Genomic DNA, 17,672 nt, shown 5'->3' on the forward strand with positions numbered 1-17,672 from the left:
CACGACATTTAGAGCCTGACCTGCGCCAGCTTCGACGGTACATATCGCGGCCCATAGCCGCCGACGGGCGCGTCAATGGTCAGGAGATCCTCTTTTGACAGCGTGAGATTTGGAGATTCGGCGCTGAGATGCGCCTCTTCGACAAGATCTAGGAAGTCGCCGTCCCAGTTGTCCATTTCGACGATGCGCCAGCGCGGGCAGCAAAGGTCTTGGCGAAGCCGGACACTTAGGCTATCAGCCTCCACTATTGACTTGATCAGACACACCAGATTGTAGGCGGCGGCAGCGAAGGGGACCGGCCATCCGCCCCGATCACGGGCACAGAGCGGGTTTTCTGGTGCCCGGCGTCATGACTCCCCGACGCGCTTGCGGATGGACGGCATAGCCGCCGTACAGATTAGTTCTCCAGAGCTGCGGCCGCTGGTGTTCTGCGCCACATGCGATCGAAGCATGTGTTTCTGGCTATCGAAGTGCTTCCCAGCACGGCCGTTCCGGATTTTGACATTGCCAGGACCAGTGCCTAATTTTATATGCAACCACCCGACGATAATTAATGTAACCACGCAAGATAGAGACGGACGATCCGGGCCACCATCATCGCCGGATTGGTGATCACTTCGAGCAGCCGGCGCTCATCCAAGATGTCGCTCGTGGTTGTTCCTTCGGTGCTCGCCGAAATTCTCAAACGCCCACTTGTGGGGCGGTGATGGACCCTTCGATGCTGGAGAGCACAATAGCTGGATCTACGACATTAAGATTGTCGGATGTGTAACATGCTGTCGGAGCCACGACGCGTCCGTCCGAGCAAAATAGCCTTTTCAAAGCAATCTTCCTTGGCACGAGCATTGAAAGAGAGATGTCGTCCGGCAGCACCTGCTCAAGGAATCGCAGTGGTGTTCTCTCAATTTATTGTATGCGGCACATTTGACGTCAACCGACCTCAATGCCGCGATTGGCCGCAATGTGGCTCGCGAATGGCTGTGTCATCGTGATCGACTGCGCGATCGCGGCTTGCGCCAACATCGATGCGCGCTCGCGTCAAGGCGCTGCGTCCGTGCCGGGAACTGCCGGCACCAATTTTCGTGAGTCGGCCAAAACCGAACGGCTCGAAGTCAAGGTGCGGCGCATAGACGTCGATGGGCCAACTGCGGTCGATTGGAGCAAGTTCAGTACGGCGTCGCGCAATTTCGTCTCGATCCAGTCGAAAGACGTCCTGGTCGCTTGTTGGGGCTGCTATGGTTTATTCCACATGGGAGGAAGCCAGGGTCTTGCCGTTGGTTTAGGCGTTTTGCAAAAAATTGCGGACGCGCATTGGGAGAGGCTTTATCCACGGATCAAGCGTGAACGTGCGCGGGTTGGAGCAATCGATCGGCTCGTTAGCCGCGTTGGGCTGGAGGTGGCCAAGCACAGGCCGACTGAAGCCGATTATCCGGCAGTACTCAGCGCCTATGACGTGCTGGATGATCTCGATCGCGAGTTGCACGAGAAGCTGGTCAATGAACAAGTTATTGAGCGCGCCGACCGCATGACGAACGGGTCAAGCGGGCCATCGCCTTGCACAGCCAAACGCGCTGCTGAAGGCGACAGAAGCGACCAACGGACGCCCACACCAGCAGAATCCACTCCGTCGGCTGATGGTGCCACCAGGACTGAAGACGCCACCAACCTAAGGTTAGCTGCAGTCAGTGTCTAAGCAACCAGTGGCTGCAGCTCCATAGTTTTCGGAATTTCGTTGCGAAGGTAGAGGCTACGCCATGGCACAACGCGTTCAGGCTGGCATTGTCAGCTTTCCCGCACAGGAATTGGTAATCTTTGGGCAATCGGCCCATGAAGCGGTCGCCGCTGAGGTCGCTCAACGCGGGCTCCAACGGATTTTTGTCACGTCGACTCGATCTCTGACCCGAATTGAGGACGGGCCACTACAGAGGATCATCGAAGCGCTTGGGTCTCGTTATGTCGGCCAGTTTACCGCGATCGGCTCGCATAGCCCCGATCATGACATTGTCGCCGCCGCCATTGACGCCCGCCGAGCCGGTGCCGAATTGATCGTCGCAATCGGTGGCGGATCAGTGATTGATGCGACGAAAGCGGTTCTCATGTGCCTCTGGGAAGGTATCGATACCGTCGACGCCTTCCGTACGGCGCATCCAATGTTTGAAGGGCCATCGAGTGGCAAACCAGGCCGCGAACGGATGTTTGCGGTGCCCACCACTTTGTCAGCAGCAGAATTTACCCCGGCTGCTGCAATTAACAATCCAGACACTGGCCAGAAGATGATATATCGCCACCGGAATGCTGCGCCGCAGGTTGTGGTGCTCGATCCAGGCGCGACGCTCAATACGCCGTTGCGACTGCTTCTGACCACTGGTGTCCGTGCGATAGACCACGCAATTGAGGCCTTCTGTTCGGTTAGCGCCAATCCCATGAGTGATGCGTACGCATTGAGCGCTGCTCGCCTTTTGTCGGCGATCTTGCCCGCAATTAAGGTAGACCCCGAGAACCTGATGCACAGGCAATTGGCACAGTTCGGTATGTGGCAAGGCCTTCTCTCCTGCTCGATGGGCGCAGGATGTGGGGCGAGCCATGCCATAGGATACGCGCTAGGCGGATCCTATGGAGTGCCCCATGGTGAGACGAGTTGCGTCTCGTTAGCGCCGACTCTGCGATGGAATGCAGAGGTGAACGGAGAGCGCCAAAAGTTGTTGGCTGAGTCAATGGGCTATCGAGATCAACCAGCCTGGGAGGTGATACGCGATCTTGTTTGCCGCCTCGATGCCCCGATCACGCTAGGTGATGTCGGAATCGTTGCCTCCGAGATTCCGCGCCTGGCCAAACGTGCATTCGCTTATGCACCGATGCGGGACAATCCGCGGCCGATCAGGTCGCCTGACGATGTTGCCGAGATCCTTGCGTACATGATGGACGCAAGTCCCTGCTAGGCGTTCGTAGAACTTCACGCCAACAGCGGCTGTCAGGGCTAAAGCGAGTCGCAAGTTCAGACTTTTCACTCTTAAACCACGAGGAGATCTATCAGATGCAAAATGTTGGTACAAAGAAAAGGCCCATGCTCAAAGGGAAGATCGAGGAGATCATCTACGCGCAACTCGAGCATGGCGAAGACCTTCTTCGAGGCATTTGGGACGTCTGCACACAAAACGATGTCAAGACAGGAATCCTTCTGGACGCGACTGGCTGTATGAAGAACCTTAGGTTGCACAAGATATCCAAACAGCCGGATGCGCCTTTTGGGGTCGACTTCGCTGAGATTCCGGGGCCCTTGGAGGTGAGCGCGCATGGTATCATCGGAATGGGCTGGGTTCCGGACAAGTCGCTGACGCCCCAGGAAGTGCCGGGGCTGATCCGCAGCAGTCACGATACAGGCTTCGGTGGTTCAGGGTTCGTGGGACACGAAAGCCCATATTGCCACGTTCACATTACAGGCTCGAGCTCCTCGCAGACGATCTGTGGGCACCTGCTGGAGGGATCATTGATGGCCACTCACCACTTCGAGATCGTTATCGCAAAGGTTTCCGGAGTCATTTTGAGGATGACTTGGGACAAGAGGGGCTACCCCGCAGAATACTACCACGAACTCGTCCGAGCGTAGGCGCGCCCTGAGAAGGAACTCTAAGAGGCGCCCAAAAAGGCGCGAGGCGAACTTTTAGCAGATGGCACTTGCGTTTGGTTGTTGAGAAATGGCAGCTGCCCTCGAAGGATAGCTCGATCGGAAAAGCGTCAGATGCAGCGCCAGAGCCAGGGAAGTAAGCGGCGGTTTGCTCGGCGCTTTGTACGCCGCCGCTGAACTGCTGGCGACCATGCTCGAGCGCGGCGCGATCATAACGCCGCGCCAATCAGGGCCGAGTCGAGCTCGTTATGCAACAAGGCTTTCTGCGGCGTCTCGCGTTCGCGGGCGTCCAGGTGCTGACGCTAACCGAGCCCCTCATCGGCAGGATGTTCGAGAAGGAACAGGCTCGAATTCCGGATGTCTATAACGGCGACAGCAGTTACGACGACGCCGCATTTCTCGCTTACCCAAGCTGAAGCTACATGATGCCGCCGATCGGTGCATAAACGTCGGATTCCCAAAAGATTCACCATTAACGAACACTTATGCACGACTTTGTCCGGTCTTTCAGCGAACTGCTAAAAGCGGATGAGGCGAAGATTTGTCTCTGCCAGAAAGCTCTTAGGCCTTATGTTCCACCTGGACATCGGCGCTGAATGAGCGTTCCCGATCAGCAGTTTGCGGCGCGCTGTCCCGCAGGCCGACCTGGAAGCCGATCACTGCCTTCTTGCCTTCCCCCCTCGCGCGGATCAGCACCAGCCGGGTCCTGCATGCGAGCGTGCAGGAAGACGCCCTATCGGTGCGCCGACAGATCGCGGTGCTGCCAGCGACTCGTCCTGCCACTCGGCCGTCAGCCGGGAAATCACCGCCGGCGACAGGTCAGCCCGCCGTTGCCCAGCAGGCCCGTCAGCGCCTCCTGGAAATTGCGGATCGAGATGCGGGGCAGCTCCGGCAGCAGCGCATCCATGCTCCTGGTGCGCCGCGCCCCACAGCGGCGGGATCGCCGAGCTGAAGCGGATTCCGCTCGCCGTCGCCGGCCGTCCCGTGGTCGCGTATCTTCGCCCGCGCCATCTCGACCGGACCGATTCCCGTGTGAATCGTCCGCGCCGGGCAGTAACCATGCTGCACCAGGCGCCCGACGGCAAGCTTCAAACCCTTCACCGCAGCAGAAACGTCTCGAGTTCGACCTCCAGTGCCTGCGCCAGAAGCTGCCGAGCACCAGGGCGCGGGATATTCGTCAGGGGATCATCGATCTCGTCGCGTTGACGCAGGGCAACAATCTTGCTGGTCTCATTCATGGCGTATCGCTCCTCTTGAGAGGTTCTGACAGGCTCGACACCGGCCTCGATACGCAGCCTATCTCATTCCATCATCACCCAGATTCCCGATAGCTCGCTGTAAGGCGGCTCGATTGGATTAAGATGTCAGAGTATTTCGTGAGATACCGCACGCTCGCCTTTGCTTTCGCAATCGCTTGCCCAAGGCAGGCGCCATGTGAACTCGGCAGTTGTGCGTCACGACGATGTCGTTGGCCCGAAGGTTGGAACCAACCACTGCTCAACATAGGCGAGGAACGTGCCGGTGAGAGCTCCCTCAATCACCATCGGGGTGTCACTTTATTGTGGCGCAAGACCGCCGCGAGCGTGAAGGTCTCCTACGATCCCAGTGGAGTGGCCCCGATCACCCTGACACCGTTGGTGCAGGTGCCGGAGCAAGCTGCGGCTGGCTCGAATTCGCCGCTTGCGCATCTCTGCAAGCGTCTCCACCATGGTCAGGATACTCAGCAATCACAGCTAAAATCTCGATCGGGAACTCTCCGAGGGGCGAAACGCTTCCACCGCGCGGCTTCGCACTGCGCTGTTACCTCCAGACCTGCACCCAGTTCACCGCCGATGCTACACTCATCTCGAGGCGTTCGGCCGCCTCGCGCCGCGACGCGCCCGCCGCCATGGCCTCGATAGCGCTTTCCCGCACACGAGAGGCCTTCGACAGCGCAAGGAGAAACAATGCACTGAGTTTCCACCATCGCTAACCCTTTGGGAATCCCTCAGATAGCTACTTAGGGCTCGGACTCAATTGATCCAATAGGCAACGATGGCGGCGAGATGGACGGCAGCCAAGAAGTTCCTGGCTAGTTTGTCGTAGCGAGTTGCGACACGCCTGAAATCCTTGAGGCGGCAGAAACAGCGCTCGATAACGTTGCGCCCCTTGTAGGCGCGTTTGCTGAAGCTGTGGAGAGTGACCCTGTTGGATTTGTTTGGAATGACGGGCTTGGCACCACGATCGACGATTTCGGCTCGAAAGCCGTCGCCGTCGTACCCTTTGTCGCCAATGAGGGCAGACATGGGTGGCGCGAGTTCCAAAAGGGCTGGCGCTGCGGCAATATCAGCGTCCTGGCCTGGAGTGAGATGAAATGCGCAAGGTCTGCAGTCAGGGTCGCTCAGCGCGTGGATTTCGTGGTCCGCCCGCCGCGCGAGCGGCCGATCGCTTGTTCATGCTCCCCCCTTTTCCGCCGCTCGCCGAGCGATGCGCTTTGATCGTGGTGGAGTCGATGGACAAAGTCACGCCGTCTTTGCCGCAGCGGGCGAGCGCTTCAAAGATCGCCCGCCAATGTCCGCGCTTGGCCCAGCGATTGAAACGATTGTAGATCGTCGTGTACGGACCATAGTCGGGCGGGCAATCGCGCCAGCGTGCGCCGCACTGAAGCATGTGAATGATACCGCTGATGACGCGTCGATCGTCATCGCGCACCGGTCCGGTCTGGTTCGTTGGCAGATGCGGCTCTATCAGAGCCCATTGCTTGTCGTTGAGCCAGAACAGTCCTTTGCGCATCGAAGTCCCCCGCGTGGAATCAACCCGCTGCGAGGGAATCAGAGTTCGCTAATTAGGTACAGACCCTAGTTCTTAGACAAACGTTTCAAGCCGCGGACGCTGAAAGCGGAGAGAGCTCCGCGACAGGATCAGCGTCGGCATCCCCCAAGAATTTCCAGCACGCTACGCAACTTCCATGGGCGGCTGTTCGACTTTGAGCCGCTTTACACTGCGGCGCCCGTCGACGCTGATCGGCACGTCAACATCGACGTCAACACGGCGAACGATGCGATGCTGGTCGCCGTAATCATTGACGGCACAATGATGTGTTACGCGGTTGTCCCAGATAGCAATATCGCCCTCCTTCCAGCTCCAACGCGTAGTGTTTTCGGACGCAGTGATATGAGAGTGGAATAAATCGAACAGCTTTTGGCCGTCATATTTCGGAACGTCGATGAAACGTTGCATCAAACAGCCGAGCACCAGCGCGCGCTCGCCAGTTTCGGGATGGACTCGCACGACGGGATGCTCGGCCTCAAAGATTGTTCTGGTGAAGACCTCGTCAAAATACTTCTTGTCGACGTCACGGGCACGAGCGATTCCTGCGTAATCGAAAACATTGCTGTGGACGGCCCATAGCTGGTCCGCAAGGCGTTGCAGCGGCGGGGGCAAGTCGAGATATGCGGCTGCGGTATTTGACCAGATCGTTTCGCCGCCGAATTGTGGGATCACAACACCCCGGAGCACCAGGATCTTGAAATAAGCATCGAGGAATGTCCCATCGGCGTGCCACAAATCAGCCCGGCCGCCGCCTCGCACGGAATCAAACTCTGAGATCGTTCCCTTGGTCGTAGCGAGCGGATGCGGCACAAGTTTCCCCAAGCGAGCAGCAAAGCGTTGCTGCTCGGCGTCATCGAGATGATGCTGATCACGGAAGAAGATCACCTTATGCTCAAGCAGCAATCTGTTGATTGCAGTGATGACCTGGTGTGGCAAATCGCCCGACAGTTTGACGTTTCTGATTTCTGCGCCGATGCGAGCTGTTCGTCTGACGACGTCGATTTGCGGAAGGCCAGTTTTGACAATAGCCGTTTCGCTCATAGTGGGCACCCTCCACGCTTTCCGGTTCTTTTACGAAAGGTCAGTAATCGCGATGCGATTGTGGTCATCCAATGAACGTGTGAAGCGCTCGATGTATGCGGGTTGGCAGGCGTTGCAACCACCTTCATAGAAGAGCTCTCGCGAAGATCTTAGCAAATGCCGTGCCAGATGCCACGAGCGCCACTCGAGCGGTTTATTACCCATCGGCAGTACCGCCGTTAAAGGATTCGGTATATCCGTCGGAGCGATCAACCGCGGACAGCCCCGATCTCAAAGAGTTCAGTCGTGTTTTGCCTGACGCCGTGGTACTCTTAAAAGTGCTGTGCTTTTGCTTTTGGAGTTGTGGCATAAATCCATGGGGGGCATGGATCATGTCAACAAGCTCCGCGGCCCGCAAGCAAGCGCGGATTGGAAGCAAGTCCACCCGTGATCGACACGTAGGTCATCGCGCGGCTGCGAGAACTCTCGGTTTCGACTGGCATGCAGGCGAGAATGACAGTCGTTCCGTGCGTTAGATGGTTGACCTGCGTAATACCTCTTTGCCCCTGCCCTAAGAAGAGTTGTGACTTTCAGAGCCAAGATGTCAGTGACGTAAGCCTTGATTCCTGGTCTTCTGTGATGTTGACGATGACGGTTTGAGTTACTCATCAATGTGCGTCTTGTAAGACATTCAGTGCGCCCTCACGTACAACGGTGGTTCGCCAAGAGTTCGTAGATGTCGTTAACGAGAGGGCTGTTATCCCTATGCACGACTTACGTTCCGACGTGCAGATTACGAAAGAGAACGGAAGCGAATCTCGAACGTTTCTCGAAGCTCCCGCTGATTGACGGGCGACGACTTAACGATACTATTATCGTACGCTTTTGCCCATGTGGTAAGTCGGCATTTTCTACATAATTGGGCTAGTGTTTGCGAGTCGCGCTTTTTTACGCGTCTTGTTGTGAACCTGACATAACATTTGTCAGAATAGGGATAAGGATGTGCATGCGCGGTAGCCTGACGAGGGTACAGTTATGACAGACCTGAGGAGTCGACATTCAGCCCATGTGTTGACTCGTGAGAATGACTGCTGCGCGCAGACCGATCCACACCATGATTTCATCGCGCGGTACGCCGGGGGCCGATCAGCCGCGTCTTGCCGGACCGAAGCAAAATGCTACAATGCAAGCTGTTAAACTTCGCGAATTGAACCGCTTGACCTTTTCCGTTTGATCCGCTTGTGCTAGCTAGCACTACCGATTGATTAGCACCTTTTCGGTGAGCATCGCTGAGCTGACGGTCCCAGCATGAGATCGACGGTGGGACGCACGGCCGGCAAGCTTGGCTGAGGCGGAGGTCCGTTGATTCTTTTTTCTGCCCCGCTTGTGCGAGGCGACGGTGTTGCAAGAAGGCGTAGGTAATCGTGCCCACTGGCGGGGTGAGTGGCGTTCTCGGGGCAGCTTTCCAGCGTCGGCACGATCACGGCTTCGATGCGGGCATCGCCAATGGTGCGCGGCCCCCGGAACGCGGCTCGTCGTGCAGCCCGGCCACGCGCTGCTCTACAAAACGCCTGCCGCCACTTGCCTACCGTCCCCCGCTCAGGCCTAGCTTGGCCGCCACCTCCTTGTTCTGACCGCCTTTCGCGCAGGTCAGCACGATCCGGGCTCTGAGAGCCAGCGCCTGCGCCGTCTTCCGCCGCATCGTCAGCGACTGAAGTTCGGCAAGCTCATCATCGCTCAATATCAGGGGCGCAAGTCGCTGGGCCGACATCAGATCCTCCGTCGCTGTCACAGCCGCCATCTCTGGCACAGCGACGCGAATCTGCTGCGAATCTACGATTGCGAACTTGTAACTCCTAGGCTAGATGGCACTCGCCAGCCGCCACGCTTTTTCTTGCTGAGCTTCTGCCCGGCATGCATGAAGTCCCACACCGACTGGTAATCGTCCTTTAGGCCGCGTTCGGCGAGTTCGCCAGGGAGCCCGCGTATGGTGAAAATCGTCGTCCTTTCATCTGTTGGGACAGCTAGATAGCTGCTCACAATCGTTTGCTGCTGAGCGACGATCTTGAACTAAGAGCATTTTGGAGCGGCGGTAGCTACGGCCGACCATGGTAGTTTTCGGCGCCGGCAGAGTTGCTTAATTCTAGGATCGAGCACCACGACGTCAGCCGCTGTGTGATTAAACCTGTATGAGTTCAATCGAAAGCTCAGCGCTCGGCCTGCTCAAAAAGAAGGAGGGCTTTTTCAGTGGTGGAGACCGGTCGTCTCGCGCAATATGTGCGGCGCTATTCCGTACTCTTATTGCTGGGCGCGGAGTGGGACATCGTTCAGGACTCCCCCGACGATGGCTGCCATCGATGGGCATTGAGGCATTTGGCTTCCATGTCAATGCCAAAGCAATGGTGCAGACCATCGAGAATGAAAAGGTCGCCGCCTGCAAGGTGTTCCAGAAATCTCAGGAGCAATACTCGATGATCATTTGCAGTTGAAACGATGCTGAAGAGCGGTGCGATCTACGCGTGAGACCGGGCGAACCGTGTAGGAACGGCCTACTCAACACACTGTCTCGTAAAGTCTTCAGCATGGATATGCACATGGCGTTCCGCAGTTTCGTTGATGCGACCTTCCAGCGAGATTTCCCACAAGCGCGAAATATTCACCAGCGATGTAGCGGGCGGATCGACCGCTTATCGACTAACAAATTCAAGATTGGCTTACTAGCACGCCAGTAGTTGGAATCTGGAATCTATAGGCGCCCAAGCATTACAACGAAATCGCGTGCGAGGAGCGGACGATTGATACCGTCGAAATCACCCTCGGCCTACGATCTGACAGGTCGCTCCATTTTCTAACGCTCCATGACAGGAACTCTACTATGCGTTACGCATCCCGAATCCATCACATGACCGCTAAGGGGTCGAAGGCCTGGGACATACATTTCATGGCCGCCGAGAAACGCGCCCGCGGCGAACCCGTCATTTTGCTGACAGTTGGCAACAGTGATTTCACGAGTCCGAAACCGACCGTCGCTGCTGTGCACGACAGCCTCGCAGTCGGGCGGACCCATTACGGCCCCAGTGCAGGCGGCCGTCCGATCCGCGAGGCCATTGCGCAGTGGCACGCCCGCAACACTGGCCAGGCGATCGATGCCGATCAGGTGATTGTCACCATCGGCGCCCAGAACGCGCTGCTCACTGCTGCCCTCTGTCTTGTGGAACCCGGCGATCAAGTGATGGTGCCAGAGCCGATGTATGCCACTTATCCCGGCACAATCGCTGCTGCCGGCGGCGAGATCATCGGCATCCGTTCTCCAGCAGAAAATCGTTTCCATCCACTGATCAATGAGATGGAAACGGCTATCGGTCCGCGCACGCGTGCGATCTTTCTGGCAACGCCCAATAATCCGACCGGCGCAGTATATACGCAAGAGGAACTGTCCGCTATCGGTGCGCTTTGCTGCAAGCACGATCTCTGGCTCGTTTCGGACGAGGTCTATAGCGAGCTAGTTTATGAGGGCCGACACGTCTCCCCCTCCGTGCTTGCGGGGATGGCAGAGCGCACGATCACTATCGGCAGCCTCTCCAAATCCCATGCGATGCCCGGTTGGCGGCTCGGCTGGATGATAGGTCCCCAGGAGTTGGCGAATCACGCCGGCCACGTAGCGATCTGCTCGACCTACGGAGCTCCTACATTTCTGCAGGATGCGGCCGTTGTGGCGCTCGAGCAGTTTCCTCACGGCTTGCCCGAACTGCAAACTGCCTATCGCCGCCGCCGCGACCGGCTTTGCGACTTGATAGAGGCGGTTCCCGTGCTGTCTTGCCATCGCCCGGAAGCTGGCATGTTCGTGATGCTGGATGTGCGCTCCACTGGCCTGTCAGCCTATGACTTCGCCAGAGGCCTCGTCCTCGAAGAAGGCGTGGCGATCCTGCCCGCGGATGCTTTTGGCGACAGCGCGGCTGGCTATTTGCGGATCAGTCTCGGCGTCGGCGACTCGGAGCTCGACGAAGCAGCCGCTCGTCTTTCCCGTTATACTGAGCGGGTAGGCCGGCATCGAGCTCTCTCCTGAGGAAGGTGTCCGCGGCTGCAGACATGCTCGCGCGAGGCGCTTGATCTCTTTTTGGTTGACGGCCCCTGCCGCACCCGTAGCATTCGCACTCCCTGGAAATCACCACGATCGCTGCGGCGATCGCGGTGTCATGGGTCGTCGCCGGCTTTAGGACGAGCGGGCAATCCCTTCAGCCGGCATCCTTGCGCGATAGAAAGCTCGGCGACCCGACAAGGCACGCTTTTCTGCCGCGGGCTGTTCAGAGCCGCCTTTAGAAACTGCGGCCCGTAGGGCAGCTATCCGCACCTTGTACTGGCCTGATTAGGTCCGCTGCGGCGGCGTTCTCATCGAGGACGCCGCCCTCGAACTTCTGGAGCCAAATGCGGACCATTGCGGCGTTTCGCTAGACCGGGCAAGGTCTCACCGGTGAAAAACTGTTGCGACCTGATGTTTGAACTCCACGCTGTGAATGCGGTGCTTGGTTATGGGCTTCTGTCCTTCGAAAGCCAAGCATGGCGGCCAAATCTTAAGTTCAACCTGGTCCGCGCCCCAAGGGGCACTCCAATGATTAAAGTGGTTTGCGAAGCCATTTTGACGCTGTCCTGGAAGCGCGCGACGCGCTAATCGCGATCGATGCCGCCCGGACCGGTCGCGGCCAGCAACATCTACACCGAGAGGACGCGGTTGAGCTTCCGCCGCGATTGGCAGTGCATTGTGTCGACGACGGACTGGTGCAATGCCGGATAGAGCAGGAGCAGAGGCCGTTAGGGCGGAGCTTCAGCGTGGCCGGAGGTGCGCGGATTTCAGATGTGCCCGTCGAAGACCAATGACTCTCTCAATATCAGTTCCGGCCGCGTAAGGTTGCAACGTCACAGTGGAAGTATCCTCAGTCGACGTGCGCCGGCAGTCCACCCGAGAAAAGCTGATCGCCCGGCAAAGCTCGATGTGCTCGAGATGACGATCGGCAAGTGGCGTCGGCGCTTTGTACAGGACCGCCTGAAGGGCCTGCGCCACGAGCCAAGCCACGGTGTCCCCCGAATGATCAATGATGCTAGCATCGATGTCACCATCGTAGAAACCTTGGAAAGCCTTCCAAAGGATGCGACCCGCTGGCGCGGTATGGCGAACGCTTCTGCCGATACGATGCTCAAGCCCACGCATCACAATGGCGGCCGGTTCGGGACAATAGTCTATTTGATTTGGTAGCTACCCACGAAATGCAGCCGGTGTATTACTTCCCCAAAGACGGCGAGGGAATGAGCATCTCGCACGATTCACTAGGAATCGTTCCGTACCCGATGAGGTACGTCATGCTGTCGTGTCGATTCATCTGAACGCTCGAGCTCGTTTGGTAGACCAGGATGGAGAACGGCGTGCGACAGCTGATCGCTCCGGGTGGAAGGCACCGTCTTGTTTGGCCACTTTCGCGACGCAGGTCGTCGATGTCGCCCACGACACAACCGACATTATCGTGGCAGAGGCAGAAAAAGCGCGTCATCGTGCGGCCCCACCTCCGGAAACTTCGGGGCGAGAGACAGAGTAAGACTAAGTGGGCTGCTGTTCGGCAGCAGCAGACGTGATTGAAAACGGAGTGATCAATGGGAGTGTTCTCAGGCCTGCGAGTCGTCGAGATCGGCAGTGCGGCCGCCACCAGTTATTGCGCGCGACTTTTTGCCGATTTCGGGGCCGATGTTCAGAAGGTCGAACCGCCGGCGGGAGAGCCACTTCGCCACTGCAACCCACTTACTCCCAAGGCGCAGAGCGCGTGGTTTGCATTCCTCAACTTCAACAAGTCAAGCATCGTCATCGATCCCACCGCGTCGGATGCAGCTACAAGCCTATCGGCACTGGTCGAGATGTGCGACATTTTGCTCGATGGCCGCTACGTCGATTCAGCTGATTGTCCGATCATTGACATCGATGCGATCCGGAAGCGGCATCCCGGGCTGATCTATCTCGAAGCCAGCTGGTTCGGGCGCGCGGGTCCCTATGCAAAATTCGCGGCAACCGATTCGACCACCCGCGCGCTTGCTGGTCTCATAAAATTAGTTGGTCCAGTTGAGGGCCCGCCTTTGTTCGCACCGGATTTCCAGACGGCTATAGTGGCTGGGCTATGGGCGTTCATCGCTGCAGCGTCTTCGGCGTTTGCTCGAATGCACGGAGAGGCGGGGCGGGCGTGGTCGCTAAGCATTTTCGAATCCAATCTCGCTCTCACCGAGTATCACATGTTCGAAGCGTTTGCTCGCGGAAACGTAATACACCGGATTGGCATTAATCGCTTCTGGCCGAGCTTTCCGGCCGGCATTTACGAGACCAAAAAAGGTTGGCTCGGCGTCACGTTGCACACGCCGGCACAGTGGCGTGCATTCTGCGATTTGCTCGGTCTCTCTGAACTGCGCGATGATCCAAATTTGATCCTCGGCGAAGATCGCCTGCAACACATGGAAAAGATTGACCGCCAGTTTACGCCGAAGTTGAAGGCGCGGACAGCACAGGAGTGGTTTGCGGAGGGTCTCCAACGCAAGATCCCGATCGTTCCGGTGCCGCAAATATCCGATCTGCTCCTCGATATCGAGAAGGGCGCGCGCGGTGCGATCGTGCCCGTCCTGCTTGGCGAAGAAGAGGGCTTGACCGTTGGCTCGACGCAGCAGCTGAAATTAACGCCGCCACTCCGGGGCGGGAAGGTACCGGCTCTCGGGGAGCAGCAGGTCTTTATGAACGACCGAACACGCTTCTCTTTCACCTCTCTCGCTACGCCGGGCTCGACCGACTGCATCGATGCCGACCGGCGGCCGCTAGATAAGATTCGTGTCATTGACTTTACGATGGGCTGGGCGGGCCCATTGTGTACGCGGACACTTGCTGATCTCGGTGCGGACGTCATTAAGATCGAGGCGATCCAGTATCCGGATTGGTGGCGCGGCGTCGACCGACGCCCCGCCTACGTTAACGACCGAATGTACGAAAAGACAATGCGTTTCTCCATCATGAACCGCAACAAGCGAGGTATAACACTCGACCTGACGCGACCGCGGGGCCGCGCTCTTGCTAAACGGCTTGTGGCTGGAGCCGATGTTGTCATAGACAATTATTCGGTTGATGTACTAACGAAGCTGGGGCTTGGTTACGATGTGCTCAAAACGCTCAACCCACGACTGGTCGTGATGTCCATGTCAGCCTTCGGCGTAGATAGCGTGCATCGCGATTGCCGCGCCTACGGCTCGACTCTCGAGCAGGCTTCGGGATTGCCAGGCGTGATCGGAAGCGCCGACGGGCCGCCCGTGATGAGCCACACCGCTTTTGGGGATCCAGTCGGCGGGCTGAACGGATGCGCAGCAGTTCTGATCGCGCTGTTCCACGCCGGCAACACGGGGCAGGGACAGTTCATTGACCTTGCGCAAGTCGAATGCATGATGCCGTTCGCGGCACCATGGATCACTATGCACTCAATTCGCGGTACACAGCCGAGAAGATACGGCAATCGACATCCGCACTTCGTTCCGCACGGCTGCTTCCGCTGCACCGGTGAGGATAATTGGATTATAGTATCGACGACCGATGAGGAAATGTGGCAAAGGCTTGCCACCCTTATTGGCCGGCCAGATTGGGCAGCTGATGCCTCGCTGAAATCTGCGGAAGACCGTCGTACCATTGAGGATCGCATCGAGGCAAGCATCGAAGCGTGGACGCTCACGCGCGATGCGGATGAGGCCATGTCCGAGTTGCAGACGGCTAGGATTGCTGCCGGCGTGGTCCGCCGACCAATCGACCTGCTCAAAGATCCACATCTCGCTTCGCGCGCATTTCTGCAAGAAAGTGAACGCGCTTTCTTGGGCTCGCATCCACAACCGTCCATGCCGATCCGCGAAGGTGCCAACCCCTATGCCATTCGCACTGCTGCACCCACGCTGGGGCAACACAATAGAGAGATATTATCAGGGGTTCTCGGGCTCTCCGACGCCGAGATCGCTCAATTTGAGAATGAGGGCCTCATCGGCACGGCAATGCTCTGTGAGGAGGAGCTCGCAAAATCAAAAGGAGACGTTGCTGACCGGAAAAATTAGTTAACTAAGGAGCTCTCAGGCTCGGCAGGTCGGCCAGCTGTCGTTACGCCAAGAAGGCGGAGATGACGCTTGAGCGAGCCTTTCTTTGCGTACGGCGAAATCGCGTGGTCGTGACGGCCGAATTTGGCGTCAAGTCTTGCGGCGACGGGTGTATTTCATCAATCACGAAAGACGATGGTGGCGATCGGGTTTGGATGACACGGTTGTCGACCATCAGATGAACAGAAGTGAAAGAAAGCGCCATTGCACAGCATTCTGGGATGCTTCGGGGTTCTACCTCCCGGCTTGGCTCGTGTTCCGCTTGATGGGACCTCGAGAAGGCGTGCCGCGCGATCGAAGTTAGCCGCGTTGGATGTTCCTAAGCCGCAGTTGGCCGGGGGATACGTGACCTGCAGGTGGGCGACCGCCGCGATCTGGATCTAAAGCTCTTCGAAACTTGTTAGATCAGACACGATCGCCGGCGCCGACACTACGATCGCAGTCCTTCGCGTGAGGCACTGAGGCAGTGATCCTGGCCGGAATGCCTTTGACAGGCGTTACCAAAAGCCGGACTGGCTGAGCGACATGATCTGCCGCGGGTAGTTGTGCCTCCCCATTTCTTTAGTCGCCCTTCAGATACGACACATGCCAGCACGCTTCTGTCGTGATTCATTGGCTTCGATGAGAGTCGGAAAGAATGTGTGCGCGGCGGCGACAATCGAACAGGAGAGTTGTTCAGCTACGTCGACCTGGAGGCCCGGGTGCAGCGGCGCTCCCGAAGAACCGCGACTGGCTCGCGCAAGGCGAGATCGCGGCAGAGTTCCTGACGGTGCTAACGCAGCCCAAGGTGAAGAAGCTTCTGTCGAGCGATCACTTCTCGGTCGAACGCTCATTGGGGCCTGGGCCTCGATGAAGGGCATTAAGTCGAAGGATGGCTCGGGCGAACCGCCGGCGCAAGGCGGCGGGCGCAATGCCAAAGCGGACTTCCATGCCCGGAGGCGCTCCAAAGACACCTATATTTCGACCACCGATCCCTAAGCCAGGCTCTACCGCACCGGCAAAGGCAAGCAGGCGAAGCTGTGCTTCATCTGACACGGGCTTGTGGAGAACCGCCAGTTGCGCTCAATGAACGGGCGCCGCATGCAGCAGCGGCCGCAGCTCTGCGGTCGATGGGCAAACGATTCGGCACGGCCGGCTGTACCGACAGCAAGGGCATTCTCAGGCGCATCGAGGAGCCCTGCGGATGGACGAGACGATCGCCAGGCAAGAAAAGGCCAGCTTCCGCGGCCCTGATCGCGTGGCATGGGCATTAACCTTCGCTGCCGCCCCCTACAATCTGGTGCGGCTGCCAAACTGATCTCGGAGATCGGCGGGTGCCAAGGTGCCCGGCTTCATCAAGGTCTTTGTGGGCCGCTGCGCATTGTCGAGAGGGAACATCTGGGGCAGCGACTTCCTCGATCTTGTCGAAGAGGCGCATCTCACCTTCCAGGGCAAGTCCGATGGTAGATCGCTTTGGGCTCAAGGCTTCCCGGACGTGCGCTACGGCACTCGCGACGTATCGGCCTGCGCTGAGTTCTCTCATGGGTACGGCGCGACGAGAATGATCCATCTTGCGGTCTCGGATTGGATATGATCGGCACTGCTGGCAGTGCTTGTCGGCCATCTCTACATACATGGCGACGATTCAGCGTTCGTTTGCCAAAGCGGCTGACTTCTTCAACAGCCTGCTAGACTGGATAGTTTCTCCATCCGTTGGCGGTATAATCGCTGTTAGCAACAAAGCTCATCACCATAGAATCTGGATGCAGATGACAGCCGCGAATAATAGCTTGAATTTCGCTCGATGCCTTGAAGTACATGACGAGGTTGCCGAAAAAAAGGCATCAAAATATTGATCGGATTTGATTTGCGTGAGTATGTCTCGATCGCACGGGCTACTCCAACAAAGGCGCCGACATTTCCAAATTTTCGGCCAGATCGCTCGCCAATTAGGTCGGGCGATGGATACTGGATCATAGGCGTCGATAAAAATAACCGAGTCGCTGGGTTAGAGGCAGCTCGATTATACGACCTTTCGCAGAGCAACTTTGCAGAACATCTTCAATCCCTGAGGGCGTTTTATGCGGAC

The 17,672-nt window shown here is 57.7% G+C and carries 12 protein-coding genes and 3 pseudogenes; 10 read left to right on the top strand and 5 right to left on the bottom strand.

The window, feature by feature from the left end; all coding sequences use genetic code 11:
- Window positions 1-8: 8 nt before the first annotated feature.
- Window positions 9-176, bottom strand: coding sequence for a hypothetical protein (locus tag ACRQ5Q_RS10160; RefSeq protein WP_439399987.1), 168 nt, complete (start codon window positions 174-176; stop codon window positions 9-11).
- A gap of 785 nt (window positions 177-961) precedes the next feature.
- On the opposite strand from ACRQ5Q_RS10160, the gene ACRQ5Q_RS10165 reads away from it, so the two are divergent.
- The 4 genes from ACRQ5Q_RS10165 (at window position 962) to ACRQ5Q_RS10180 (ending at window position 4,041) form a co-directional block, all read left to right on the top strand.
- Complete coding sequence (locus ACRQ5Q_RS10165) at window positions 962-1,693, top strand: type VI secretion system ImpA family N-terminal domain-containing protein (RefSeq protein WP_439397486.1); 732 nt, start codon at window positions 962-964, stop codon at window positions 1,691-1,693.
- A gap of 61 nt (window positions 1,694-1,754) precedes the next feature.
- Window positions 1,755-2,939: an iron-containing alcohol dehydrogenase gene (locus ACRQ5Q_RS10170; RefSeq protein ID WP_439397488.1), complete on the top strand. Its 1,185-nt coding sequence runs from the start codon at window positions 1,755-1,757 to the stop codon at window positions 2,937-2,939.
- A gap of 125 nt (window positions 2,940-3,064) precedes the next feature.
- Entirely contained in the window at window positions 3,065-3,607 is a 543-nt protein-coding gene (locus tag ACRQ5Q_RS10175; RefSeq protein WP_439397489.1) for a PCC domain-containing protein, read from the top strand.
- 266 nt (window positions 3,608-3,873) lie between these two features.
- Window positions 3,874-4,041, top strand: a complete 168-nt coding sequence (locus ACRQ5Q_RS10180) for a hypothetical protein (RefSeq protein WP_439397491.1) — start codon at window positions 3,874-3,876, stop codon at window positions 4,039-4,041.
- Between the two features lie 208 nt (window positions 4,042-4,249).
- On the opposite strand, the pseudogene ACRQ5Q_RS10185 reads toward ACRQ5Q_RS10180, so the two are convergent.
- From ACRQ5Q_RS10185 to ACRQ5Q_RS10200, 4 genes and pseudogenes are all read right to left on the bottom strand, one after another.
- A pseudogene (locus ACRQ5Q_RS10185) lies at window positions 4,250-4,863 on the bottom strand (IS256 family transposase); the annotation flags it as partial.
- Between the two features lie 774 nt (window positions 4,864-5,637).
- Window positions 5,638-6,397: pseudogene (locus ACRQ5Q_RS10190) on the bottom strand (IS5 family transposase).
- Between the two features lie 162 nt (window positions 6,398-6,559).
- Entirely contained in the window at window positions 6,560-7,477 is a 918-nt protein-coding gene (locus tag ACRQ5Q_RS10195; RefSeq protein ID WP_439397492.1) for a TauD/TfdA dioxygenase family protein, read from the bottom strand.
- A 1,564-nt stretch (window positions 7,478-9,041) separates the two neighbouring features.
- Window positions 9,042-9,227, bottom strand: coding sequence for a hypothetical protein (locus tag ACRQ5Q_RS10200; protein ID WP_439397494.1), 186 nt, complete (start codon window positions 9,225-9,227; stop codon window positions 9,042-9,044).
- Between the two features lie 418 nt (window positions 9,228-9,645).
- Between ACRQ5Q_RS10200 and ACRQ5Q_RS10205 the strand changes: the two genes are divergently transcribed.
- From ACRQ5Q_RS10205 to ACRQ5Q_RS10230, 6 genes and pseudogenes are all read left to right on the top strand, one after another.
- Window positions 9,646-9,945, top strand: coding sequence for a hypothetical protein (locus ACRQ5Q_RS10205; RefSeq protein WP_439397496.1), 300 nt, complete (start codon window positions 9,646-9,648; stop codon window positions 9,943-9,945).
- A 452-nt stretch (window positions 9,946-10,397) separates the two neighbouring features.
- Window positions 10,398-11,522 carry a pyridoxal phosphate-dependent aminotransferase gene (locus ACRQ5Q_RS10210; protein WP_439397498.1) on the top strand — a complete coding sequence of 375 codons (1,125 nt, stop codon included), beginning with the start codon at window positions 10,398-10,400 and terminating at the stop codon, window positions 11,520-11,522.
- 933 nt (window positions 11,523-12,455) lie between these two features.
- Window positions 12,456-12,707, top strand: coding sequence for a hypothetical protein (locus ACRQ5Q_RS10215; RefSeq protein WP_439397500.1), 252 nt, complete (start codon window positions 12,456-12,458; stop codon window positions 12,705-12,707).
- 392 nt (window positions 12,708-13,099) lie between these two features.
- Window positions 13,100-15,565 (top strand): CoA transferase, encoded by a 2,466-nt coding sequence (locus ACRQ5Q_RS10220; RefSeq protein ID WP_439397502.1) that lies wholly within the window; start codon window positions 13,100-13,102, stop codon window positions 15,563-15,565.
- A gap of 757 nt (window positions 15,566-16,322) precedes the next feature.
- Window positions 16,323-16,901 (top strand): annotated as a pseudogene (locus ACRQ5Q_RS10225) (IS5/IS1182 family transposase); the annotation flags it as partial.
- Between the two features lie 24 nt (window positions 16,902-16,925).
- Window positions 16,926-17,177: a hypothetical protein gene (locus ACRQ5Q_RS10230; protein WP_439397504.1), complete on the top strand. Its 252-nt coding sequence runs from the start codon at window positions 16,926-16,928 to the stop codon at window positions 17,175-17,177.
- The last annotated feature ends 495 nt before the right edge of the window (window positions 17,178-17,672 follow it).

The organism is Bradyrhizobium sp. PMVTL-01 (genome assembly GCF_051861855.1).
Taxonomy (GTDB): Bacteria; Pseudomonadota; Alphaproteobacteria; order Rhizobiales; family Xanthobacteraceae; genus Bradyrhizobium.